This window comes from Streptomyces pactum (assembly GCF_016031615.1).
Lineage (GTDB): Bacteria > Actinomycetota > Actinomycetes > Streptomycetales > Streptomycetaceae > Streptomyces > Streptomyces pactus.
In genome coordinates, this window is record NZ_JACYXC010000001.1 from 5,852,880 (window position 1) to 5,876,961 (window position 24,082).

Below are 24,082 nucleotides of genomic sequence, written 5' to 3' on the forward strand. Positions count from 1 at the left end.
CCGCCTACCCGGTCGCGCGGGACTCACCCGTGCGGCGCGTCCGCGGTCAGTTCGGCCACCAGGGCCGCCGGGCCCGCCGGCAGGGCGAGGTGCACCAGCTCCACCCGGTGCACCAGGCGCGGCGCGGTGAGCGGCACCGCCACCACCCCCGGCGCCCCCTCGGCGGCGCCGTGCGGCAGCAGGGCGAGCCCGTGCCCGGCCGCGACCAGGTGGAGCAGTCCGCGCACATCGGCGCCGTGGTAGCCCGCCGCCGGCCGGAAACCTCCGCCCGCGGCGGCCCGCAGCCGGTCCAGCGGCACCCCGCACTCCGGGGCGTCCAGCCAGCGGGCGTCGGCGAGATCGGCGAGCCGCAGCCCCGGACGGCGGCCCAGCGGATGGCCGGCCGGCAGCGCCACGGCCAGTGGCTGCCGCGCCACCGGCACGGTGGTCAGCGGCGCCACGTCGGGCAGCGGCAGCGGATCGCTGGGCGCGGTGGCGCCGTCGACCAGACCCAGGTCCAGCTTCCCGGCCGCCACGGCCGCCGGAATCGCGTCCCGGCCGAGCACCCGGACGGTCGTCGTGGTTCCCGGATGGCGCCGCTCCGCCTCGGCGAGCGCCCCGGCCAGACCCGGCGTCAGCGCCAGCGGCGAGACCCCGACGGCCAGCCGGGTGGTGGGTGCCGCGGCCAGTGCGGCGATCTCGGCCCGCGCGGCCTCCAGCCGCAGCAGCAGCGGACCGGCGTGCTCCAGCAGCCGGGCGCCGGCCGGCGTCGGCGCTACCGGACGCCGGGTCAGCAGCGCGGTCCTCAGGTCCGCCTCCAGCGCCGCGATCTGCTGGGAGACCGCCGACTGGGTGAAGCCCAGCTCGCGGGCGGCGCCGGAGAACGAGCCGTGGCGGGCGACCGAGACGAAGGTGCGGAGCAGATGTGGATCCATGGCCCTCAGTATCACCGTCCATCAGCAACACTGATGGACAGAGCAGGAATCATCGTTGGCGCTGATGCCGGGTCGCCCCGCAGGATGGCGGCATGACTCAGACCCCCACGGTCGCGGCGCGCATCGCGCTGGTCGGCGACCGTTCCGCCGCCGTCCGTTCGCACGTCCGGATACCCGCCCTGCTCGACGCGCTCGCCACCCGCGACCGGCTCCGGCTGGACGCCTACTGGATCCCCACCGAGGAGGCCGCCGGACCGGACGGCGGCGTCAGCGGGTTCGACGCGGTCTGGCTGCTGCCGGGCAGCCCCTACCGCAGCGAGGCGGGCGCCCTCGCCGCGGTCCGTACCGCCCGGGAGGAGTCGATCCCCTTCCTCGGCACCTGCGCCGGGTTCCAGCACATGCTGCTGGAGTACGCCCGTACGGTGTGCGGCCTGTCCGGCGCCGCGCACGCGGAGAACGACCCCGGCGCGGCCGACCCGCTGATCGCCCCGCTCGCCTGCTCACTCGTGGGGCACCAGCAGGCGGTGCGGATCGAACCCGGCTCGCTGGCGGCACGGGTGTTCGGCGCGGAGCGCACGGAGGAGCGGTACCACTGCGCCTACGGGCCGGCCGCCGGGCACCTGGACGCGCTGCGCGCCGGGGGGATGCGCTTCACCGGAACCGACGAGCAGGGTCAGGTGCGCATCGCCGAACTCCCCGGCCACCCGTTCTTCCTCGCCACGCTCTTCCAGCCGGAGCTGGCCGGGGACGGCAGCCACCCCCATCCGGCCGTGCGGGCGCTGGCCGCCGCGGCGGTGCGGCACCGCGGCTGAACCCGGCCGGTGCGCCGGGCGCGGTCCGGGACCGGCCGGTCACGCCTCCGCGCGGTCGCGCCGGCCGGCGCGGTCCGCCGGCGGACGGGGGTCGCCGGCGGAGCGCCGGCGGGGGCGCGGACGGTCCCACACCGGCCCGGAGGCCGACGGTCCGTCACCGGCCGGACTGGGGGAGGACGCCGGCACCATCCGGGCGGCGGACGGTCCGTCACCGGCCCTGGGGGCCGACCGACCGTGGCCGCGAGGGTGCCCACACCCTCCGGGCGGCGGACGCACCGTCACCGGTCGGGGTCGGACGCCAGCCCCTCGCCCTGGAGCACCGCCAGGACGTTGCCCGCCGGGTCGGTGAACCACGCGATGGGCGGTCCGCCCTCGGCCCGCACGATGCCGCGCTCGTCGTGGTGGAAGCCGGGATAGCGCTCGAAGGCCACCCCGCGTGCCGCCAGGGTGTCCACCGCCTCATCGATGTCCGGCACCGGGAAGTTGAGGACGGTGAAGCCGGCCGGCGTGTGGTTCTCCTTGGGGTAGACCAGCACCTGCCCGCCGCCGCCGAGGTGGAGGGTGAGCATGCCGTTCTCCTCGGTGACCCCGAGCCCGAGCGTTCCGCCGTAGAACTTCTTCGCCCGGGAGATGTCGTCCACCGAGAAGCCGCTGAACGCCGCGATGTCGCCGAACATGGGCGGCCGGCCTCCTTTCCTGCTCCGGTCGCCGCGCCCGGTCGGACGCGGCCCTGCCGCCAGTCTGCGGCCGGCCGGCGCCGGCCTCGCGCCGACACGCGCGGCACCCGCGCCGGCCGGTCCCGCCCGGCGCGGTCGGGCGTGGTCCGGTCCGGGGCGGCACGCTCGGGCACGGGCCCCGGCGCGGGCACGGTTCGGGCGCGGGCCGCAGGCGGGAGGAGTCCGGCGGGGCCGGTCAGCGCGGTCCGGCGCCGTCCCGCCCCGGGACCAGGTCCAGGCAGCAGCGGACGAAGTCCTGGACCACCGGGTCGGTGTCGTCGGCCGGTGACCAGGCCACGCCGACCCGGCTCGGGCTGACGCCGCTGACCGGGCGGTAGGTGACGCCCGGGCGGGCGTAGAAGCGGGCGGCCGAGGCGGGGGCGAGCGCGACGCCGTAGCCGTTGGCGATCGCGCTCAGCCAGTCGTCCGGCTGGTCGGTGACGGCGCCGACCCGGACCGGCCGGCCGTCCCGTTCGTCGGCGGCCAGCCAGTGGTCCCGCCACCGGCCGGTCGCCGCCGGGGCCGCCACGAACGGCTCGTCCCACAGCTCCCGGAAGGCGATCACCTCCCGGGCGGCCAGCGGGTGGGCACTGGGCAGCGCGACCCAGCGCGGCTCGGTGAATAGCACCGTCACCCGCAGCGCCTCCTGGCCGGGGAAGGGCAGCCGCAGCAGGGCCACGTCGGCGGTGCCGCCGCCGAGCCCGGCGGTCGGGTCGGACCAGGCGGCCTGGCGCATCTCGGCCCGCCAGCCCGGCCGGCGGCGGGCGAACTCCGCCACGATGTGCCGGGTCGCCTCGTTCGCCGCGCTCGCCAGGAAACCCACCCGCAGCACCCGGGCGGCCCGCCCGGCCGCGCTCCGGGTCTCCCGCAGCATCCGGTCCCACTCGGCGAGCAGGGCCGGCGCGCGCTCCGCCAGGGCGCGGCCCGGCTCGGTGAGGGCCATGCCGTTCCGGGACCGGGTGAACAGCGCCACCCCGAGCCGGGACTCCAACTGTTTGATCTGCTTGGTCAGCGCCGGCTGTGAGACGAACAGCCGTTCCGCGGCGCGGGTCAGACTCCCGTCCTCCGCCACGGCGACGAAGGTGCGCAACAGCCGGGTGTCGAGATCGACATCCATGCCACCAGGTTATGGACGCAGGTATTGGACGGTCGAACGGGGGGCCGGAGAGGCTGGGGACAGAGGGCCGGCGGCGTGGCTCCGCCGCCGTGCCACCGGCGTCCGCGGCGGGTGTCCCGCCGTCGCCGGCCGTGTCCCGTCACCGGGCGTGTCCGGTCACCGCCGTGTCCGGTCACCGGCCGTGTCCGGTTCTCCGCCCGTGTCCCGTCCACCGTCCGTCCGAAAGGGATGACGTATGTCCCCGCTCGATCTGACCGTCACCGGCATCACCGTCGCGGCCAACGCCGCCATCGCCGCCGCGGACCTCGCCAGGGCCCGGTTCGTCCTGGCCAACTCGGCGGAGGTCGGGGTACCGCCGTCCTGGCTGCCCGGGCTCGCCGCGCTGAAGGCCGCCGGCGCCGCCGGGCTGCTCCTGGGGCTGCTGGGCCACCGGTCCCTCGGCATCACGGCCGGCCTCGGCCTGGTGCTGTTCTTCACCGGCGCCGTCGTCGCCCACCTGCGCGCCCGGGTGCACCACAACATGGCGTTCCCGCTCGCCTTCCTCGGCCTGGCCGTGGCCTCGACCGCCCTCGCCGTGACCCGCTGAGCCTGTTCCCCGCGCCGGTCCGTTCCGGCCGGGTCCGCTGCCCGCTGGCCCGCCCGTGCGGTGTCGGCGCTGCGCCCGACCCGCCGGTGCGTGGTTTCCGCGCACGCCGGTGGCCGGACCCGTCCGCACGGGGCGGCCGTGGGGGCCGCCCCCGGCCGCCGGGCCACGTCCGGCCGGCCGCGCCGCACCCGGCTGGCCCGCCTGTGGGGCGCCACCCGCCCCCGCCGGCGCCCGGACGTCAGCCCTGCGGCTCCTGCGGCCGGGCGTCCGCCTCCCGCAGCCCCTGCTCCCGGAGTTCGGTGCGCGCCTCGGTGCGGTGACCGCGCGCGATGTAGTCCCGTACCACCAGTTCGACGGCGTCCTGCGGCGAGCCGACGCCGGCCAGCACCATCACTTCGACGACCAGCTCGGCGTCGAGACTGACGTTGACCTTCGCCACGGTGCCCCCTTCGTCGCGCCGCCCCTGGCGGGACTCTAACGACTCACCCCGGCCCGGCACAGCCCTCCGCGCAGACCGGAGGCGGACGGCCCCGCCGGGCGCGGGGTGCCGGCCCCGCGGCGACACATGCGATCACCCGGGGGAGCGGGTTCACTGAGACGGAGGGGGAAGGAGACGGAGGGTGAGGCGAGGGGAGCCGGTGGGTGGACACCCGGGCCGGGCGAGGGCGCGGACCCCGGGGGAGGCATGACCATCGAGCGGCGATGTACTAAAGTTATCTCGACATCGAGATATCTACCGAGAGGCGTACCGCGGCCACTTCGGGTAAGGCTCGCCTAACTTAGGCATACCTTAGCGGACGGGCACGGACCTGCGACGGCAGGATTGCGGTGGTACGCGCGAGATCACGCTAGAAGGAGACTGCCGTGTCGGCGAACAGCTTCGACGCCCGCAGCACGCTGCAGGTGGGCGACGAGTCGTACGAGATCTTCCGGCTGGACAAGGTGGAGGGCTCCGCCCGCCTCCCCTACAGCCTGAAGGTGCTGCTGGAGAACCTCCTCCGCACCGAGGACGGCGCGAACATCACCGCCGACCACATCCGCGCCCTGGGCAACTGGGACTCGCAGGCCCAGCCGAGCCAGGAGATCCAGTTCACGCCGGCCCGCGTGATCATGCAGGACTTCACCGGTGTGCCCTGCGTCGTGGACCTCGCCACCATGCGTGAGGCCGTCAAGGAGCTCGGCGGCGACCCGGCGAAGATCAACCCGCTGGCCCCGGCCGAGCTGGTCATCGACCACTCCGTCATCGCCGACAAGTTCGGCACCCCGGACTCCTTCGCGCAGAACGTGGAGCTGGAGTACGGCCGCAACAAGGAGCGCTACCAGTTCCTGCGCTGGGGCCAGACCGCCTTCGACGAGTTCAAGGTCGTCCCGCCGGGCACCGGCATCGTCCACCAGGTGAACATCGAGCACCTGGCCCGCACCGTCATGGTCCGCGGCGGCCAGGCGTACCCCGACACCCTGGTCGGCACCGACTCGCACACCACCATGGTCAACGGCCTCGGTGTGCTGGGCTGGGGCGTCGGCGGCATCGAGGCCGAGGCCGCGATGCTGGGCCAGCCGGTCTCCATGCTGATCCCGCGCGTGGTGGGCTTCAAGCTCACCGGCGAGCTGCCCACCGGCACCACCGCCACCGACCTGGTGCTCACCATCACCGAGATGCTGCGCAAGCACGGCGTCGTCGGCAAGTTCGTGGAGTTCTACGGCGAGGGCGTGTCCGCCACCTCGCTCGCCAACCGCGCCACCATCGGCAACATGTCGCCGGAGTTCGGCTCGACCGCCGCGATCTTCCCGATCGACGACGAGACCCTGAACTACCTGAAGCTCACCGGCCGCAGCGAGCAGCAGGTCGCGCTGGTCGAGGCGTACGCCAAGGAGCAGGGCCTGTGGCTGGACCCGGCCGCCGAGCCGGACTTCTCCGAGAAGCTGGAGCTCGACCTCTCCACGGTCGTCCCCTCCATCGCCGGCCCCAAGCGTCCGCAGGACCGCATCGTCCTCGCGCAGGCCGCCCAGCAGTTCGCCCAGGACATCCGCAACTACGTGGACTGCGTGGACGAGGCAGGCAAGGAGTCCTTCCCGGCCTCCGACGCCCCGGCGAACACGCCGAACGGCGCCCCCTCCAACCCGGTTCCGGTCACCGCCCCCGACGGCGTGACCTACGAGCTGGACCACGGTGCCGTCACCGTCGCCGCGATCACCTCCTGCACCAACACCTCCAACCCGTACGTCATGGTCGCCGCCGCGCTGGTGGCCAAGAAGGCGGTGGAGAAGGGCCTGACCCGCAAGCCGTGGGTGAAGACCACCCTGGCCCCGGGCTCCAAGGTCGTCATGGACTACTACGACCGGGCCGGCCTGACCCCGTACCTCGACAAGCTGGGCTTCAACCTCGTCGGCTACGGCTGCACCACCTGCATCGGCAACTCCGGCCCGCTGCCGGAGGAGGTCTCCAAGGCCGTCAACGAGCACGACCTGGCCGTCACCTCGGTGCTCTCCGGCAACCGCAACTTCGAGGGCCGGATCAACCCCGACGTCAAGATGAACTACCTGGCGTCCCCGCCGCTGGTGGTCGCCTACGCCATCGCCGGCTCCATGAAGGTGGACATCACCAAGGAGGCCCTCGGCACCGACACCGACGGCAACCCGGTCTACCTCAAGGACATCTGGCCCTCGGAGGCCGAGGTCAACGACGTCGTCGCCGGTGCCATCGGCGAGGACATGTTCGCCACCTCCTACCAGGACGTGTTCGCCGGCGACGCCCAGTGGCAGGCGCTGCCGATCCCGACCGGCGACACCTTCGAGTGGGACCCGCAGTCCACCTACGTCCGCAAGCCCCCGTACTTCGAGGGCATGACCATGGACCCGGAGCCGGTCACCGACATCACCGGCGCCCGCGTCCTGGCCAAGCTGGGCGACTCGGTCACCACCGACCACATCTCCCCGGCCGGTGCGATCAAGGCCGACACCCCGGCCGGCAAGTACCTCACCGAGCACGGCGTGGAGCGCCGCGACTTCAACAGCTACGGCTCCCGCCGCGGCAACCACGAGGTCATGATCCGCGGCACCTTCGCCAACATCCGCCTGCGCAACCAGATCGCGCCGGGCACCGAGGGCGGCTTCACCCGCGACTTCACGCAGGACGGCGGCCCGGTCAGCTTCATCTACGACGCCTCCCGCAACTACATCGAGCGGAACATCCCGCTGGTCGTGCTGGCCGGCAAGGAGTACGGGTCCGGCTCGTCCCGTGACTGGGCGGCCAAGGGCACCGCGCTGCTGGGCGTCAAGGCCGTCATCGCCGAGTCCTACGAGCGCATCCACCGCTCGAACCTGATCGGCATGGGCGTGCTGCCGCTCCAGTTCCCCGAGGGCGCCTCGGCGGAGTCGCTCGGCCTGACCGGCGAGGAGACCTTCTCCATCACCGGTGTCACCGAGCTGAACGAGGGCACCACCCCGCGCACCGTGAAGGTCACCACCAACACCGGTGTCGAGTTCGACGCGGTCGTCCGCATCGACACCCCCGGTGAGGCGGACTACTACCGCAACGGCGGCATCATGCAGTACGTGCTGCGTTCGCTGATCCGCAAGTAGGCCCCGGCCCACACCGCAAAACGGGCCGCACCCCTCCCCGGGGTGCGGCCCGTCCGCGTACCGGCCGCCGCGCGGCCCGTTCCGGACGCCCGGCCGCCGCGCACGGCCGCCGGGTGTCCGGGCCCACGCGTGCGCAGCCACCGGGGCCGGGAGAGCCCGTCCCCGCGGGGCGTCCCGCGCCGGAGCGCGACGGCGAGCCGGCGGGGGACGCGCCCGGGCGGGGCGGTTGGCGCCGTGCTGCCGGGCCGCCTCTCGCGTGGCCCGGCGCCGGCGGACCCGCGGCCGGGCGGCGGTACGGCGGCACACGGCGGCCGGGCCGCACCCCGGGTGGGGAGTGCGGCCCGGCCGGGTCCACGTCGGAGCGGGGCTCAGAAGATCTGGACGTACTGGTTCCAGCCGGAGTTGCCGATCTTCTTCTTCGCCTTGAACGGGGCGGCGGCCTTGCCGGTGCCCTCGTAGAGCCACAGCGCGCCCGCCTTGTCCCGGGCGAGCAGGTCGGAGCGGCCGTCGAGGTTCACGTCACCGCTGGAGACCAGGTGGTTGAACTGGCCCCAGCCGCTGCCGATCCGGGTGCGCGGGGCGAACGGCTTGGTGTAGTCGCCGGTGCCCTTGTACAGCCACAGCACGCCGGAGCGGTCGGCGGCCACCAGGTCGGCCTTGCCGTCACCGGTCAGGTCGCCCTGGCCGGCCAGCTGGGTGAACTGACCCCAGCCGGGGCCGACCTTCTTGCGCCCGGTCAGGGTGCCGTCGGCCTTGGCCAGGTACAGCCACAGCACGCCGGAGCGGTCGCGGGCGATCAGGTCGGCGTACTTGGCACCGCCGAGGTTGCCCACCGAACGCAGCACGTCGTACCGGGCCCAGTCCTCGCCGAGCCAGGTGGTGCGGTCACCGTTGCTGTAGCCGAGGGCGCCGCTGAGGGTCCGGAAGTACAGGCCGTACACGTCGCCGGTGACGACCTGCACCGAGGCGTCGATGCTCTGCCAGCTGTCCGTCACCCATTCGCGGGACGTCAGGCCGCCCCGCCCGTTGGGCTCGTAGGCGTACAGGTCGCCGGAGCGGACGGACGCCATCAGCGGCAGGACGGGGGCCGGGGCGGCCACCGTACGCGGGGCGGCCGAGGGCGCGCCGACGAGCCGCTCGCCCGCCTGCTGCACGCCGTTCACAGAGGCCGGAGCGGGGGCCGGGGTGTCGGCCACGGCGGCTCCGGCGGAGGTGCCGACCAGTGCGGCGGCTATCGCCGCGGTCGTCAGCCGGGCCACGGCGGTGCCGCGGCGGCGGCCAGAAGTCTGGGCCACGTGGTTCTCCACTGGGGTGTATGGGTCAATACGGCGCACCCGGTGTTCGGCGGGGCGCCGCCATAACTTCTTGATCGTTTCACACGGCCTTCACCTGTCAATGGGTTTGCGCCGGACGGAAGCCTCCCGGCGGGCCCGGTGGGGTCGGGGTTCGTCCGGGATCGGGAGCCCGTCCGGGCCCGGCGGGATCGGGGTTCCTCCGGCCCCCGGCGCCGGCCGGGGCGCGCGGGGCGCACGGTACGCGCCGGGGGCTGCGCGGCCACGGCCCGCGGCCCGGAACCGGGCCGTCCGCCGAAGGGCTGACGTCCGAAAGGGTGTGATGTGCCGGACCGCGGGAGCGGCGCCGCCCGTGGTCGCGCTCCGGGCGCGAGAGGGTGCGGCCGACCGCGGGCGACCGCGGGGCGACCGGTCGGCGGCCGGCGGCGGCTCACCGGACAGGGGTCGGGCCCGGCCGGAAGTTGGCCGGATACGCATGAGGGGCCGCGGACCCGTGGAAGCGGGTCACGCGGCTCCTGTCGGCCGGCCGGCGGTGCGCGGCCGGCCGTATCCGCAGGCCGGCGGGGTGCCGGTCAGTCCAGCGCGTCGCGCTTGGTGGCCAGCGAGATCTTGCAGGTCTTCGCCTTTTTGGCCGAATCCGCCACCAGTCCCTTGACCTTGACGGTCTTACGGCCGTTCCCCTCCACCGAGGTGCCGGAGGACATCCCGGTGGTCACCACCTCGTCGTCCTTGTCGGTGAAGCCGACGAAGATGTTGTAGTCCTGCTTCGTCGAGGAGGAGTTCTCGATCTTGACCTCGGCGTACGGGTAGTTGGAGGAGTCCCAGCCGCAGTTGCCCATCTTGACGTCCGGGGTCACCAGCGGGTTGCCGGTCGGCTCGTCGGTGGGCTCGTCGGTGGGGTCCTCGGTCGGGGTCGGGGTGGGTTCCTCGGAGGGTTCCACCGGGAGCTGGGCCAGGGCCTTGCCGACCGTCGTACCGCCCTTGCTGTCCCCCTCGGCCGAACCGCCGCCGTCGGAGCCGCAGCCCGCGGTCAGTCCGAGTGTCGCGACCACGACAAGGGTGGTGGCAACGGGGAGCTTCGTCCGGAGCAATGGGAGCCGCCTCTCGAATCCTCGCTCGCACGGCAACGCGCCGTACGGGCCTGTGTCCCCTACGGTATGTCGAACAGGTCTCAACTCGGGAAAGACCCCGACCAAAAATGTTATCGATCTTGCCCAGCCCCGGATAAGTGGACTATACCTGTCGGCGTCCGAGCGGCCGTACGAACGGCGGTCGGCCAACGGGGGCTGCGGCATTGGTGTGAACCGGCGTCGTCACAGGTTCATCGCTCCCGACGCCAGATCCAGCACCACTCAGCTTCAAGGTTCAAGGCTCCAATTGACCGCGGTGTCGGACCCCTCGCCCTCAGGCGAGGCGCACGGGAGACCGTTCACCGCCTGAGTCCTGATGAAGGCGAGGACTTGAGCATGGGATCCACCTCAGATTTCGGCCGCCGTGACCTGGTGAAGCGGTCCGCGGCACTCGGGCTGATCGCGGTGCCGTCCCTGGGCGCGCTCTCCGCGTGCGCCAGCGGGGGTGACAGCGACGGAGACAAGGTGGACAAGGGGACCAAGAGCGAGAAGAACCCGCTCGCGGTCAACGAGAGCGCCGGCCTCGACGTCGTCATCTTCGACGGCGGCTTCGGCGACGCGTACGCCAAGGACGCCGAAAAGGAGTTCGAGAAGCGGTATCCGAAGACCGCCGGCAAGATCAAGCACACCGCGACGCAGAAGATCCAGACCACGCTCCAGCCCCGCTTCAACGGCGGCACCCCGCCGGACCTCATCGACAACTCCGGCGCCGAGCAGATGGACTTCGGCACCCTCGTGGGCAAGGGCCAGCTCACCGACCTCACCCCGCTGCTGGACGCGCCGTCCATCGACGACCCGAGCAAGAAGGTCCGCGACACGCTCCGCGAGGGCGTGGTGGAGATGGGCCGCTTCGACGGCAAGCCGGTCTGGGTCCTGTACTACGCCTACACCGTCTACGGCATCTGGTACTCCCGCAGCCTGCTGGCCAAGCACGGCTGGGAGTACCCGGAGACCTGGGACGACATGCTGAAGCTGTGCAAGGAGGCGAAGAAGAAGGACATCGCCGGCTGGACGTACCCCGGCAAGTACCCGTACTACCTGCCCTTCAGCCTCTACCCCTTCATCGGCAAGATCGGCGGCCGCGAGGTCCTGGACTCCATCGACAACCTGGAGCCGAACGCCTGGAAGCACCCCGCCGTGAAGGCCGCCTTCGAGGCGTACTACGAGCTGTACCGCAAGGGGTACATCCTGGAGGGCACGCCCAGCCAGAGCCACACCGAGGCGCAGACCGACTGGACCCAGGGCAAGGCGCTCTTCATCCCCAACGGCTCCTGGGTGGAGAACGAGGCGAAGAAGACCACGCCGGACGACTTCCAGATGGCCGTCGGCGCCCCGCCGAGCCTGGACGACGGCGACAAGATGCCCTTCGGCACCATCTGGGCCAGCGGCGGCGAGCCGTTCATCGTGCCCAAGAACGCCCGCAACCCGCAGGGCGGCATGGAGCTGCTCCGCATCATGCTCGGCAAGAAGTCCAGCCAGAACTTCATCCGGCAGGTGTCCTCGCTCACCTCGCTCAACGGCGGCACCGAGGGGGTCGACCTGCCGTCGGGCCTGGCCTCCGCCCAGGAACTGCTGACCAAGGCCGGCCCGAACGTGCTCAACCCGCGCATCCAGGACTGGTACGTGGGGCTGAACAAGCAGCAGATCGGCATCGGCGCGCTGGGCGAGATGATGGCCGGCCGGATGACCCCCGCCGAGGCGATCAAGAAGATCCAGAAGTTCGCCGACGACACCGCCAAGGACGACTCCGTCACCAAGTACAAGCACTCCTGACGACAGCCGGTGCGTCACCGGCGGTGCCGTCCGCCGGGGAAGAGCGAGGTCGGTAGAGCATGCAGCAGGTCAAGAAGGTGGGCGGGGCGGAGCCGGTCGGGCGAAGCCGCCCGGCCGCCGCCCCGGCCCCCCGGGGGAACCGTTTCACCCGGTGGTACCGGAAGTACGGATTCGTCGCCGGATTCCTCTCCGTGCCGCTGGTGATCTACGCGGTATTCGTGATTTCGCCCTTCGTCCAGGCCATCTACTACTCCTTCACGGACTGGACCGGGCTGAGCTCCGACTACAAGATGGTCGGGTTCAAGAATTACGACTGGTTGCTCAATGACGACGTCTTCTGGAAAGCGCTGGGGCACAACATCCTGTTGCTGCTCATACTGCCGCTGGTGACGCTCGGTCTCGGCCTCTTCTTCGCCTTCATGCTGAATGTCGGCGGCCGGCGGAGAAAGAACGCGGCGGTCGCCGGCGTCCAGGGATCGAGCATCTACAAAGTCATCTACTTCTTTCCGCAGGTGTTGTCGATCGCGATCGTCGCGCTGCTTTTCCAGTTCACCTACAACCCGCGCAACGGCGCGCTGAACGCGGCGCTGGACGCGGTGGGGCTGGACTCCCTGGAGCAGCTGTGGCTGGGCGACCCGGAGCTGGCGCTGTGGTGCCTGATGGCGGTGATGGTCTGGAGCAACGTCGGCTTCTACGTCGTGCTCTTCTCGGCCGCCATGAGCTCCATCCCGCGGGACTTCTACGAGGCGGCCCTGCTGGACGGTGCCAACCGGATCACCACGTTCTTCCGGATCACCCTGCCGCTGCTGTGGGACACCGTGCAGACCGGCTGGATCTACATGGGCATCATCGCGCTCGACGCGTTCGCGGTGGTGCAGATCATGACCGTGGGCCCCGGCGGGCCGGCCGACTCCACCCAGGTCCTGGGCCTGTACGTCTACACCAAGACCTTCCGGGACGGGCAGGCGGGCCGGGCCACCGCGATCGGTGTCGCGATGCTCGTGGTCACCCTGATCTTCGCGGTCATCGTCTCCCGGCTGGGCCGGCGCGAACGGCTGGAGTACTGATGGCCCGCACCACGGCCGGCGCCCCGGGGGCGCCCACGGCCGGTCCGACCGGCGCGGGACCGGACCGCGCCACCGCGCCGCGGCCGTCCGGCGCCGCACCGGTGCCGGGCGCGCCCGGGAACCACCGCACCACCGCAGATCTGGGGGTAGCACAGTGACCGCGCAAGCAGAGCCCTCCGGGCTGGGGACCGTGCCCGGCGAGGAGGACACCCCGGCCGCACCCGGCGCCGCGGCGCCGCCCGCCAAGGACCGCGGCCGGATGGGCAGCGAGGGACAGGTGCTCAACGTCTTCTCGCACGGCGTGCTGATCATCTGGGGGCTGCTCGTCACCCTGCCACTGCTGTGGGCGGTGATGAGCTCCCTCAAGACCGACAAGGAGATCTTCACCTCGCCCTGGGGGCTGCCGGAGAAGCTGCACTTCGACAACTGGTCACGGGCCTGGAACGAGTCGGAGATCGGCGACTTCTTCCTCAACACCGTGGTGGTGGTCGGCTGCTCCCTGGCCGGCACGATGCTGCTCGGCTCGATGACGGCCTATGTGCTGGCCCGGTTCGAGTTCCCCGGGCGCCGGCTGGTCTACTTCGGCTTCGTCGGCGGGATGAGCTTCCCGATCATCCTGGCGCTGGTGCCGCTGTTCTTCGTGATGAAGAACATGAGTCTGCTCAACACCTACCACGGCCTGATCCTCGTCTACATCGCCTACTCGCTGCCGTTCACCGTCTTCTTCCTCACCTCCTTCTTCAAGACGCTGCCGACCTCGGTGGCCGAGGCGGCGATGCTGGACGGGGCCTCGCACACCCGGACGTTCTTCCAGGTCATGCTGCCGATGGCCAAGCCGGGTCTGATCAGCGTGGGCATCTTCAACTTCCTCGGCCAGTGGAACCAGTACATGCTCCCCACGGTGCTCAACACCGACGAGGACAAGCGCGTGCTCACCCAGGGCCTGGTGCAGCTCACCACCAGCCAGCAGTACCGGTCGGACTGGTCGGCGCTCTTCGCCGGGCTGGTGCTGGCGATGCTGCCGGTGCTCGCGGTGTACATCATCTTCCAGCGCCAGGTGCAGTCCGGGCTCACCGCCGGGGCGGTGAAGTAGGGCCGCCGGGCGGCGGCGCGGGCACGCTCGCGTCCGGCCCCGGGCGCCGCGGGCGGCGCTCCACGCGGCATCCACGGCGGCGGCGCCGGTCCCCTCCCACGGGGCCGGCGCCGCCGCCGTGTCAGCCGTGTCCGTGGTGTTCCGCGGTCCCGCCGCCCGGTCACCGGCCCCCGGCCGCGCCGCACGGCGGGGGAGGCCCACGGGGCGGACTTGACGGGAACAACCCAGGCGGATCGACTTAGGGTTCAGGTGTTGGAGACAGCGCCGGGCCGCCCTCGTCGTGGCCCGGCCGGCGGGCGGCCCCCCGGGGGCCGGTCATGGGCAGGAGTGAATGGGCGTGGAGACTCCGGGGTCGCAGTCGTCGCTGCACCGGGCCAACCTGGAACGGGTCGTACGGGCGGTGCGGATGGCCGGGTCGCTGACCCAGGCCGAGATCGCCCGGAGCACCGGGCTGTCCGCCGCCACGGTCTCCAACATCGTCCGGGAGCTCAAGGACAGCGGCACGGTGGAGGTCACCCCCACCTCGGCCGGTGGCCGCCGGGCCCGCAGCGTCTCGCTCAGCGGGGACGCGGGCATCGTGGTGGGCGTGGACTTCGGCCACACCCACCTGCGGGTGGCGGTCGGCAACCTGGCCCACCAGGTGCTCGCCGAGGAGGCCGAGCCGCTGGACGTGGACGCCTCCGCCGCGCAGGGCCTGGACCGGGCCGAGCGCCTGGTCGGCCGGCTGATCGAGGCCACCGGCATCGACCGCGGGAAGGTCATCGGGGTGGGGCTCGGCGTGCCCGGCCCGATCGACGTGGAGACCGGGGCACTGGGATCCACCGCGATCCTGCCGGGCTGGGCGGGCACCAACCCCCGGGAGGAGCTGGCGGCCCGGCTGGAGGTGCCGGTGCACGTGGACAACGACGCCAACCTCGGCGCGCTCGGCGAGCTGGTGTGGGGCGCCGGGCGCGGGGTCGCGGACCTGGCGTACATCAAGGTCGCCAGCGGGGTGGGCGCCGGGCTGGTGATCAGCGGGCGGATCTACCGGGGGCCGGGCGGCACGGCCGGCGAGATCGGCCACATCACGCTCGACGAGTCCGGCCCGGTGTGCCGCTGCGGCAACCGGGGCTGCCTGGAGACCTTCACCGCCGCCCGGTACGTGCTGCCGCTGCTGCACTCCAGCCACGGGCCGGACCTGACGGTGGAGCGCATGGTGCAGCTGGCCCGGGAGGGCGACCCGGGGTGCCGCCGGGTCGTCGCGGACGTGGGCCGGCACATCGGCAGCGGCGTCGCCAACCTGTGCAACCTGCTCAACCCCAGCCGGGTGGTGCTCGGCGGCCACCTCGCCGAGGCCGGCGACCTGGTGATCGACCCCATCCGGGAGTCGGTGTCCCGCTACGCCATCCCCAGCGCCGCCCGCCGGCTGTCGGTGCTGCCCGGGGCGCTGGGCGGCCGGGCGGAGGTGCTGGGCGCGCTCGCCCTGGTGCTCAGCGAGATGGGGGACTCCACCCTCCTGGACGGCTCGGCGGGCGCCCGCGGCCCGGCCGTCACCGGAGCCGCCTCCTGAGGTGACGTTACGGAACGTGAACTTCGGCGGGCCGGTGCGCCCGTCGGAGGCTTCCGTGCGCCCGGACGGACCGGCACCGCCTTCATGGCCGAAACACATGGCATCGTTGCCGTCTCGTTAAGTATTTACTTCTTGACGTCAAGCTACCGGCCGAGTTGACTGCCTGCCACCTCGGCCGCTTTTGACGCGGCCTCGTCAGGGAGGTACCCCCCATGCGCACAACGATGCGTCGGGTCGCCACCGCGGCCACCGCGGTCGCCATGACGGCGGCCCTCGCCGCCTGCGGCTACGCGAAGGAAGCCGGTGCCCAGAGAGAGGCGAAGAAGAAGAGGACCGGGCCGCTCACCATCGGGCTGCTGTTACCCGAGGACCAGACCGCGCGGTACGAGAACTTCGACCGGCCCCTGATCGTCAAGCACGTCAAGCGGCTCTGTGAGGGCTGCGAGGTCGTGTACAACAACGCCAAGTCCGACACCTCCGCCCAGCAGCAGCAGGTCGATTCGATGATCACCAAGAAGGTGGACGTGATCATCCTGGACGCGGTGGACTCCGAGGCCATCGCCGGCTCGGTGCGGAAGGCCGACAAGGCCGGTATCCCGGTGGTCGCCTACGACCGCCTCGCCGAGGGCCCGGTCTCCGCCTACACCTCCTTCGACAACGAGGAGGTCGGCCGGGTCCAGGCCCGGTCGCTGCTGAAGGCGCTGGGCGACAAGGCCGGCCAGGGCAAGATCGTCATGCTCAACGGCTGGGAGGCCGACCCCAACGCCGCCCTGTTCAAGAAGGGCGCGCTCTCCGTCCTCAAGGGCAAGGTCGAGATCGGCAAGAGCTACGACGTGGACCGCTGGCTGGCGGACAAGGCCAACGAGAGCATGAACGGCGCCATCTCCTCCCTGGGCAGGGAGGAGATCATCGGCGTCTACGCGGCCAACGACGGGATGGCCGGCGGTGCCATCAGCGCCCTGCGGAGCGGCGGCTTCGACCCGCTGCCACCGGTCACCGGGCAGGACGCCGAACTCGCCGGGGTGCGCCGGGTGATCGCCGGCGACCAGTACATGAGCGTCTACAAGCCCTACGAGCCGGAGGCGAAGGCCGCCGCCGAGATGGCCGTGGCGCTCGGCCGCGGCCGGCCGGTGGACGCCGGGACGACCGTGGACAGCCCCACCACCCAGGACATCCCCAGCACCCTGATCACCCCGATCGCGCTCACCAAGGACAACGTCGCGGAGACCGTCGTCCGGGACGGGCTGTGGAAGACCGGCCAGATCTGCACCGCCAAGTACGCGAAGGCCTGCCGGGCGGCCGGTCTCACATGACCCGCCCGCGCCGCCCGCCGCGGCGGCGCGCCCCCGACCGGCCACCGGCGGCCCCTCGCACCGCACGGCCGTCCCGGCCCGCACCGCGGTCCGTGCTCGGTGCACAGGGCCCGACCCGCGGAGGGCCTGCCGCCCACCCCACCCGCGCGGGGCGGAGACCCCCGCGCCCACCGGCTTTCCCCCAGCCAAGATCGGAGATGGCCATCGTGCCGAACGAACCCGTACTGGCTCTACGCGGGATCTCCAAGCGGTTCGGCGCCGTCCAGGCGCTGACCGACGTCCACCTGGAGGTCCACGCCGGCGAGGTCGTCGCCCTCGTCGGCGACAACGGCGCCGGCAAGTCCACCCTCGTCAAGACCATCGCCGGCGCCGGCCCCGCCGACGGCGGCGTGATGGAGTGGTGCGGCCGGGCGGTGCAGGTCGCCCGCCCGCACGACGCCCAGGCGCTGGGCATCGCCACCGTCTACCAGGACCTCGCGCTCTGCGACAACCTCGACGTGGTCGCCAACCTCTTCCTGGGCCGGGAGATCCGGCGCGCCGGGGTGCTCGACGAGGTCGAGATGGAGCGCCGCTCCCGGGAACTGCTCGACACCCTGTCGATCCGCATCCCCTCCGTCCGCATCCCGGTCGCCGCGCTCTCCGGCGGGCAGCGCCAGACCGTGGCCATCGCCCGCTCGATGCTCGGCGAACCGCGCCTGGTGATCCTCGACGAGCCCACCGCCGCCCTCGGCGTGGAGCAGACCGCGCAGGTCCTGGACCTCGTCGAGCGGCTGCGCGACCGCGGCATGGCGGTCATCCTGATTAGCCACAACATGGCCGACGTCAAGGCGGTCGCGGACACCGTCGCGGTGCTGCGCCTGGGACGCAACAACGGCACCTTCCCGGTCGCCACCACCTCCCAGGAAGAGATCATCTCCGCCATCACCGGAGCCACCGACAACGCTGTCACCCGCCGCCGGGCCCGCCGCGACGGCGCCGCCGACGGCGGGCCCAGCACCCGAAGCGACCGCGCGGAGGCCGGCCAGTGACCACCAACCTCGACAAGCGCGACGCCGCCGGCGACACCCCGCCCGCCGCCGTGACCGCCGTCGACCCGCGGCTGCTGCTCCGGGAGGAGGGCATGCGCGGCTACCTGCGCGAGTTCGGCCGGAAGCTGCGCAGCGGCGAACTCGGCTCGCTGCCGGTCGTCGTCGGCCTGATCGTCATCGGCGCGGTGTTCCAGTGGAAGGACGACGCCTTCCTCTCCCCGAAGAACATCTCCGACCTGTCCATCCTCATCGTGGGCACCGGGCTGATCGCCGTCGGCATCGTCTTCGTGCTGGTGCTCGGCGAGATCGACCTGTCGGTGGGCTCGCTGAGCGGGCTGTCCGCCGCCATCGTGGCCGTCCTCAGCGTGCGGGAGGGCGTGCCCGAAGGGCTGGCGGTGCTCATCGCGCTGGCCACCGGCGCGGCCCTCGGCGCGCTGCACGGCTTCTTCTTCGCCAAGATCGGGGTGCCCGCCTTCGTGGTCACCCTGGCCGGTCTGCTCGCCTGGGAGGGCCTCAAGCAGCAGGTGCTGGGCACCACCGGCACCATCGGCCTGGACGAGGACGGGCTGATCGCCGACCTCACCGGCCACTACTTCACCCGGATCGCCGCCGCCTACGGGGCCGCCGGGATCGTGGTGGCGGCCTTCCTCGCCGCCCAGTTCCTGGACGCCCGCCGCCGCAGGGCCGCCGGCATCCCGTACCGGCCGATGGCCGAGATCCTGGTGCGCACCGCCGTCCTGGCCGCCCTGCTGTTCACCGCGGCCTGGCGGCTCAACGAGTACATGGGCCTGCCGCTCGCCCTGGTGATCTTCGCGGTGGTGCTGGTGGTCCTCGACTTCGTGCTGCGCCGCACCTCCTACGGCAGGAAGGTCTTCGCCGTGGGCGGCAACGTGGAGGCCGCCCGGCGGGCCGGCGTCAACGTGGACCTGGTCCGCATCTCGGTCTTCGCGCTCTCCGGGCTGATGGCCGCGAGCGGCGGCCTGATCATCGCCTCCCGGATCACCTCCGCCAGCCAGACCGCCGGCACCGGGACCCTGCTGATGGAGGCGATCGCCGCCGCGGTCATCGGCGGCACCAGCCTCTTCGGCGGGCGCGGCAGCGTCTGGTCGGCGCTGCTGGGCATGCTGGTGATCGGCTCCATCGCCTCGGGGATGGCGCTGCTGGGCATCGCCCCGTCGGTGCAGAACATGATCACCGGTGGGGTGCTGCTCGCCGCCGTGGTGATCGACTCCGTCTCCCGCAGAACCCAGCGCTCGGCCGGCCGGGCCTGACGCCCGCCCCGCCCCGCACCCGTGCCCCGGCGCCGCACCCGCGGCGCCGGGCACGCACGTGCGTACGCCACCCGGTACGCACGTGTGTCCACCGCCTACGGCACCCGGCCCGGGCCCGGTACGCACCGGTCCCCGGCCGCGGTGGAACGCCCCTGGGCGACCGCCGCGGCGCCATCCCCGCAGGCTGCGGACGCACGACCGCCGCCGCGGGCCGGACCCGAGCACGGCGGGGCCCGGCGGGGGGCCCGGAGCGGGGCGGACACCGGCAGTGGGCCGATCTCCCCCGGCGGGGTCGGAACATTAGACTCGTCGGACCGGAAAGCTCGACTCGACTGCAAGGAGGCACGGGTGCTGCTGACCCGCATCAGGGGACCGCGCGATCTGGACCGGCTCACCCCCGGACAGCTGGACCAGCTGGCGGCGGAGATCCGTACCTTCCTCGTCGAAGCCGTGTCGAAGACCGGCGGGCACCTCGGACCCAACCTCGGCGTGGTCGAGCTGACCATCGCGCTGCACCGCGTCTTCCACAGCCCCAAGGACAAGGTGCTCTTCGACACCGGGCACCAGTGCTACGTGCACAAGCTGCTCACCGGGCGCCAGGACTTCACCGACCTCAAGGGCAAGGGCGGCCTGTCCGGCTACCCCTCGCGCGCCGAGTCCGAGCACGACGTCATCGAGAACAGCCACGCCTCCACCGTGCTGGGCTGGGCCGAGGGCATCGCCAAGGCCAACGAGCTGCTCGGCCGGCGCGACCACCACGTCGCCGCGGTCATCGGCGACGGCGCGCTCACCGGCGGCATGGCCTGGGAGGCGCTGAACAACATCGCCGCCGCCAAGGACCGCCCGCTGGTCATCGTCGTCAACGACAACGAACGCTCCTACGCGCCGACCATCGGCGGCCTCGCCAACCACCTCGCCACGCTGCGCACCACCGACGGCTACGAGCGCTTCCTCGCCCGGGGCAAGGACATCCTGGAGCGCACCCCGGTGGTCGGCAAGCCGCTGTACGAGACGCTGCACGGCGCCAAGAAGGGGCTGAAGGACTTCATCGCCCCGCAGGGCATGTTCGAGGACCTGGGCCTGAAGTACGTCGGTCCGATCGACGGCCACGACATCGAGGCGCTGGAGTCGGCCCTGCAGCGCGCCAAGCGCTTCAACGGCCCGGTCATCGTGCACTGCCTCACCGAGAAGGGCCGCGGCTACCAGCCGGCCCTCGCCGACGAGGCGGACCGCTTCCACGCCGTGGGCAAGATCCACCCCGACACCGGGCTGCCGATCGCCGCCGCCGGCGCCGACTGGACCTCGGTCTTCGGCGAGGAGATGGTCAAGCTCGGCGAGGAGCGCGAGGACATCGTGGCGATCACCGCGGCGATGCTCCAGCCGGTGGGCCTGGAGAAGTTCGCCAAGCGGTTCCCGGACCGGGTCTACGACGTGGGCATCGCCGAGCAGCACGCCGCGGTCTCCGCGGCCGGCCTGGCCACCGGCGGCCTGCACCCGGTGGTCGCCGTCTACGCCACCTTCCTCAACCGCGCCTTCGACCAGGTGCTGATGGACGTGGCGCTGCACCGGTGCGGCGTGACGTTCGTGCTGGACCGGGCCGGGATCACCGGCACCGACGGCGCCTCGCACAACGGCATGTGGGACATGTCGATCCTCCAGGTGGTCCCCGGGCTGCGGATCGCCGCGCCGCGCGACGCGGACCAGGTCCGCGCCCAGCTGCGGGAGGCGGTGCTGGTGAAGGACGCGCCCACGGTGGTGCGCTACTCCAAGGGCGCGGTGGGGCCCGCGGTGCGCGCGGTGGGCCGGGTCGGCGGCATGGACGTGCTGCGTCAGGCCGGTCCCGCCCGGGGCTCGGCCGCCGCGGACCGGACCCCGGCGGCGGACGTGCTGCTGGTGTCGGTCGGCGCGCTGGCACCCATGTGCCTGGAGATCGCCGACCTCCTCGACAAGCAGGGCATCTCCACCACCGTGGTGGACCCCCGCTGGGTCAAGCCGGTGGACGAGGCGCTGCCGGGCCTCGCCGCCCGCCACCGCATGGTGGTCACCGTGGAGGACAACAGCCGGGTGGGCGGGGTCGGCTCGGCGATCGCCCAGGCGATGCGCGACGCCGGCGTGGACGTACCGCTGCGTGACTTCGGCATCCCGCCGCGCTTCCTGGACCACGCCTCCCGCAAGGAGGTGATGGCCGAGATCGGGCTCACCGCGCCGGACATCGCCCGCCAGGTCACCGGCATGGTCTCCCGCCTGGACGGCCGCTACGACAACCCGGCCGCCGCCGCGGAGCCGGCCGAGGCCGCCCGCGACTGACCCGGCGCCCGCCGGGCCGGGGCCGTCCCGCCGAGGACGCCCCGGTCCGGCCGGCCCTGCCCCGGCCGCGGCGGAACGGCCCCCGGACCGCCGCCCGCACGTACCGAGCACCGCCGGGCGCCGGTCGCCCCGCGTGCATCGCGCGCACCGCCCACGGTCGCATCCGGCCACCGCGCCACCGCGTAACCGCCACCGCCCGGCCCCCGCGCACCGCGCCGGCGGGTACACCGGCCGGCCCAGCGCTTCCCCCGCCCGCCGCCCGCGTTCCGGATGAAATGACGGCACCCGGCGCGTGCGCCCCGCCCCCTCCGCCGCCCGCCAGCCCCAACGATGGCCCGGACGGGCGAGCGTGGAGGAGACCGGTGAGCAGTCAGGAACCGAGGGTGCGCAGGTCCGGGAACTACTTCCGGACCAAGTCGATCGAACAGTCCATCGAGGACACCGAGGAACCCGAACACGCGCTGAGCCGCTCGCTGTCCGCCCTGGACCTCACCGTCTTCGGCGTGGGCGTCATCATCGGCACCGGCATCTTCGTCCTCACCGGCACGGTGGCCAAGAACCAGGCAGGCCCGGCGACCGCACTGGCGTTCGTGGCCGCAGGCGTGGTCTGCGCCCTGGCCGCCCTGTGCTACGCCGAGTTCGCCTCCACGGTGCCGGTGGCCGGCTCCGCCTACACCTTCGCCTACGCCTCGATCGGCGAACTGCCGGCCTGGATCATCGGCTGGGACCTCATCCTGGAGTTCGCGCTGGGCACCGCGGTGGTCGCGGTGGGCTGGTCGGGTTACGTGCGCTCACTGCTGGACAACGCCGGGTGGAACCTGCCCGACGCCCTGCAGGGCCCGGACGTGGCCGACGGGGTCGGCTTCGACCTGCTCGCCTTCCTGCTGGTGCTGCTGCTCACCGGCATCCTGGTGCTGGGCATGAAGCTGTCCGCCCGGATCACCTCGCTGGTGGTCGCGGTCAAGGTGACCGTGGTGCTGATCGTCATCATCGCCGGCGCCTTCTTCATCAAGGCGGACAACTACCGCCCCTTCATCCCCGACGCCCGGGGGCAGGAGTCGGCCTCCGGCCTCGACGCGCCGCTGATCCAGCTGATCTTCGGCTACGAGCCCACCAACTTCGGCGTCCAGGGCATCTTCACCGCCGCGGCCGTGGTCTTCTTCGCCTTCATCGGCTTCGACGTGGTGGCCACCGCGGCCGAGGAGACCCGGAACCCGCAGAAGGACATGCCGCGCGGCATCCTCGGCTCGCTGTTCATCTGCACCACGCTCTACGTCGCGGTCTCCCTGGTGGTCACCGGCATGCAGCACTACACCGAGCTGACCGTGGACGCGCCGCTGGCGGACGCCTTCAAGGCGACCGGACACCCCTGGTACGCGGGCCTGATCAGCTTCGGCGCGGCCGTCGGCCTCACCACCGTCTGCATGATCCTGCTGCTGGGCCAGACCCGGGTGTTCTTCGCCATGAGCCGGGACGGGCTGCTGCCCCGGTTCTTCTCCCGGGTCCACCCGCGCTTCGCCACGCCCTACCGGTCCACCGTGCTGCTCGGGGTGATCATCGCCGTCGTGGCGGGCTTCACCAGCATCTCCGAGCTGGCCGAGCTGGTGAACATCGGCACCCTCTTCGCCTTCGTGGTGGTGGCCATCGGCGTACTGGTCCTCCGCCGCACCCGCCCCGACCTGCCCCGTGCCTTCCGCACCCCGTGGGTGCCGGTGCTGCCGGTCGCCTCGGTCGCCGCCTCGGTGTGGCTGATGCTCAACCTGCCCTCCGAGACCTGGGTGCGGTTCGGCGCCTGGATGGTCATCGGGGTGGTGCTGTACTTCCTGTACGGCCGTAAGCACAGCCGGATGAGCCCCACCACCGACCGCCCGGCGCCGCCCGGCCCGCCGGTGGCCCGCTGAGCCGCCCGTGACGGTCCGCGGGACGGGCCTCGGTACGGGTGACCGGTACGGGCCGCGGGGCCGGCGACGAACGGGCCCCGCCGCCCGAAAGGCCCCCCGGCGCCCGGTGCACCCGCCCCGGCGCCCGGTGCACCCGCGGCGGCCGCCCTCAGGGCCGGACCGACCGCGGCCCGGTCACCTCGGCGCCCAGCGCCCGCACCCGCTCCCGCAGCTCCCGGTCCGCGGTCACCACCACACACGGCCGGTCCGGCTCCCCGCCCGGCCACCTCGGCGACGATCGGTCGTCCCCGAACCCTCCGCGGCCACCACCCGCACCCCCGGCACCGGGGGCCACGTCCCGCGCCGCCCCCTCCACCACCAGGACCACCTCCAGCGGGCCGCCGACCACCGCCCCGGGCACCGCGTCCCGCGCCGGCAGGGCCGTCCGCGGCGTACCGCACCAGGGCGTCCCGGAGCCGTTCCGCCGCCCCGCGCCGGTCCCGCCACCAGCCGTCCGGCACCGAGCCGACCACGTTCGCCGCGTCCACCACCAGCAGTGCGTCCATGCCCCCACCCTGGCACGCCGCACCCGCCCCCGGTTCCCGGCCCCCAGAGGGTTCCCGGCCGGGTCACCGGGGCCGCCGGGGCAGGC

18 protein-coding genes and 1 pseudogene are annotated in these 24,082 nt (G+C 72.8%); 12 read left to right on the plus strand and 7 right to left on the minus strand.

Annotated elements, in window-relative coordinates; genetic code table 11:
• Positions 1-23 precede the first annotated feature (23 nt).
• The gene (locus IHE55_RS23005) at positions 24-914 is read right to left on the minus strand and encodes a LysR family transcriptional regulator (RefSeq protein ID WP_197990760.1); all 891 of its coding nucleotides are present in this window, start codon (positions 912-914) and stop codon (positions 24-26) included.
• A 92-nt stretch (positions 915-1,006) separates the two neighbouring features.
• Between IHE55_RS23005 and IHE55_RS23010 the strand changes: the two genes are divergently transcribed.
• The gene (locus IHE55_RS23010; protein WP_197990761.1) at positions 1,007-1,726 is read left to right on the plus strand and encodes a CTP synthase C-terminal region-related (seleno)protein; all 720 of its coding nucleotides are present in this window, start codon (positions 1,007-1,009) and stop codon (positions 1,724-1,726) included.
• A 278-nt stretch (positions 1,727-2,004) separates the two neighbouring features.
• On the opposite strand, the gene IHE55_RS23015 is transcribed toward IHE55_RS23010, so the two are convergent.
• Entirely contained in the window at positions 2,005-2,403 is a 399-nt protein-coding gene (locus IHE55_RS23015) for a VOC family protein (protein WP_197990762.1), read from the minus strand.
• 235 nt (positions 2,404-2,638) lie between these two features.
• The gene (locus IHE55_RS23020) at positions 2,639-3,559 is read right to left on the minus strand and encodes a LysR family transcriptional regulator (RefSeq protein WP_197990763.1); all 921 of its coding nucleotides are present in this window, start codon (positions 3,557-3,559) and stop codon (positions 2,639-2,641) included.
• Between the two features lie 235 nt (positions 3,560-3,794).
• Between IHE55_RS23020 and IHE55_RS23025 the strand changes: the two genes are divergently transcribed.
• Positions 3,795-4,145 carry a DoxX family protein gene (locus tag IHE55_RS23025; protein WP_197990764.1) on the plus strand — a complete coding sequence of 117 codons (351 nt, stop codon included), beginning with the start codon at positions 3,795-3,797 and terminating at the stop codon, positions 4,143-4,145.
• Between the two features lie 238 nt (positions 4,146-4,383).
• Here IHE55_RS23025 and IHE55_RS23030 read toward each other — a convergent pair whose 3' ends face one another.
• Positions 4,384-4,584 (minus strand): type II toxin-antitoxin system VapB family antitoxin, encoded by a 201-nt coding sequence (locus IHE55_RS23030; RefSeq protein WP_197990765.1) that lies wholly within the window; start codon positions 4,582-4,584, stop codon positions 4,384-4,386.
• Between the two features lie 425 nt (positions 4,585-5,009).
• On the opposite strand from IHE55_RS23030, the gene acnA reads away from it, so the two are divergent.
• Positions 5,010-7,727, plus strand: coding sequence for an aconitate hydratase AcnA (acnA, locus tag IHE55_RS23035; protein WP_197990766.1), 2,718 nt, complete (start codon positions 5,010-5,012; stop codon positions 7,725-7,727).
• A 368-nt stretch (positions 7,728-8,095) separates the two neighbouring features.
• Here the strand turns inward: acnA and IHE55_RS23040 are convergent, their stop codons facing one another.
• Together IHE55_RS23040 and IHE55_RS23045 are read right to left on the minus strand one after the other, a co-directional pair.
• Entirely contained in the window at positions 8,096-9,022 is a 927-nt protein-coding gene (locus IHE55_RS23040) for an FG-GAP repeat domain-containing protein (RefSeq protein WP_197990767.1), read from the minus strand.
• A gap of 569 nt (positions 9,023-9,591) precedes the next feature.
• Positions 9,592-10,071: a hypothetical protein gene (locus tag IHE55_RS23045; RefSeq protein ID WP_307826789.1), complete on the minus strand. Its 480-nt coding sequence runs from the start codon at positions 10,069-10,071 to the stop codon at positions 9,592-9,594.
• A 414-nt stretch (positions 10,072-10,485) separates the two neighbouring features.
• Here IHE55_RS23045 and ngcE point away from each other — a divergent pair, with 414 nt between their 5' ends.
• The 9 genes from ngcE to IHE55_RS23090 all read left to right on the plus strand — a co-directional run bounded on the left by ngcE (position 10,486) and on the right by IHE55_RS23090 (position 23,451).
• Complete coding sequence (gene ngcE, locus IHE55_RS23050; protein WP_197990769.1) at positions 10,486-11,922, plus strand: N-acetylglucosamine/diacetylchitobiose ABC transporter substrate-binding protein; 1,437 nt, start codon at positions 10,486-10,488, stop codon at positions 11,920-11,922.
• A 59-nt stretch (positions 11,923-11,981) separates the two neighbouring features.
• Positions 11,982-12,989, plus strand: coding sequence for a carbohydrate ABC transporter permease (locus tag IHE55_RS23055; protein WP_197990770.1), 1,008 nt, complete (start codon positions 11,982-11,984; stop codon positions 12,987-12,989).
• 154 nt (positions 12,990-13,143) lie between these two features.
• The gene (locus IHE55_RS23060) at positions 13,144-14,082 is read left to right on the plus strand and encodes a carbohydrate ABC transporter permease (protein ID WP_372442719.1); all 939 of its coding nucleotides are present in this window, start codon (positions 13,144-13,146) and stop codon (positions 14,080-14,082) included.
• Positions 14,083-14,419: 337 nt separating this feature from the next.
• Positions 14,420-15,631 carry an ROK family transcriptional regulator gene (locus IHE55_RS23065; RefSeq protein WP_197990771.1) on the plus strand — a complete coding sequence of 404 codons (1,212 nt, stop codon included), beginning with the start codon at positions 14,420-14,422 and terminating at the stop codon, positions 15,629-15,631.
• A 212-nt stretch (positions 15,632-15,843) separates the two neighbouring features.
• Positions 15,844-16,944 (plus strand): substrate-binding domain-containing protein, encoded by a 1,101-nt coding sequence (locus IHE55_RS23070; protein WP_197990772.1) that lies wholly within the window; start codon positions 15,844-15,846, stop codon positions 16,942-16,944.
• Between the two features lie 197 nt (positions 16,945-17,141).
• Entirely contained in the window at positions 17,142-17,972 is an 831-nt protein-coding gene (locus IHE55_RS23075) for an ATP-binding cassette domain-containing protein (protein WP_197990773.1), read from the plus strand.
• Complete coding sequence (locus IHE55_RS23080) at positions 17,969-19,243, plus strand: sugar ABC transporter permease (RefSeq protein ID WP_307826790.1); 1,275 nt, start codon at positions 17,969-17,971, stop codon at positions 19,241-19,243. Before IHE55_RS23075 ends, IHE55_RS23080 begins: the two co-directional genes overlap by 4 nt.
• Positions 19,244-19,591: 348 nt before the next feature.
• Positions 19,592-21,550, plus strand: a complete 1,959-nt coding sequence (gene dxs / locus IHE55_RS23085) for a 1-deoxy-D-xylulose-5-phosphate synthase (RefSeq protein WP_197990774.1) — start codon at positions 19,592-19,594, stop codon at positions 21,548-21,550.
• A 362-nt stretch (positions 21,551-21,912) separates the two neighbouring features.
• On the plus strand, positions 21,913-23,451 hold the full coding sequence (locus tag IHE55_RS23090) for an amino acid permease (protein ID WP_307826791.1): 1,539 nt from the start codon (positions 21,913-21,915) through the stop codon (positions 23,449-23,451).
• Between the two features lie 148 nt (positions 23,452-23,599).
• Here IHE55_RS23090 and IHE55_RS23095 read toward each other — a convergent pair.
• A pseudogene (locus tag IHE55_RS23095) lies at positions 23,600-23,996 on the minus strand (NTP pyrophosphohydrolase).
• Positions 23,997-24,082 lie beyond the last annotated feature (86 nt).

Coding starts and splice junctions, on each gene's coding strand:
- IHE55_RS23005 (WP_197990760.1), bottom strand. CDS start 914: ATGGATCCACATCTGCTCCGCACCTTCGTCTCGGTCGCCCGCCACGGC.
- IHE55_RS23010 (WP_197990761.1), top strand. CDS start 1,007: ATGACTCAGACCCCCACGGTCGCGGCGCGCATCGCGCTGGTCGGCGAC.
- IHE55_RS23015 (WP_197990762.1), bottom strand. CDS start 2,403: ATGTTCGGCGACATCGCGGCGTTCAGCGGCTTCTCGGTGGACGACATC.
- IHE55_RS23020 (WP_197990763.1), bottom strand. CDS start 3,559: ATGGATGTCGATCTCGACACCCGGCTGTTGCGCACCTTCGTCGCCGTG.
- IHE55_RS23025 (WP_197990764.1), top strand. CDS start 3,795: ATGTCCCCGCTCGATCTGACCGTCACCGGCATCACCGTCGCGGCCAAC.
- ngcE (WP_197990769.1), top strand. CDS start 10,486: ATGGGATCCACCTCAGATTTCGGCCGCCGTGACCTGGTGAAGCGGTCC.
- IHE55_RS23055 (WP_197990770.1), top strand. CDS start 11,982: ATGCAGCAGGTCAAGAAGGTGGGCGGGGCGGAGCCGGTCGGGCGAAGC.
- IHE55_RS23070 (WP_197990772.1), top strand. CDS start 15,844: ATGCGCACAACGATGCGTCGGGTCGCCACCGCGGCCACCGCGGTCGCC.
- IHE55_RS23075 (WP_197990773.1), top strand. CDS start 17,142: ATGGCCATCGTGCCGAACGAACCCGTACTGGCTCTACGCGGGATCTCC.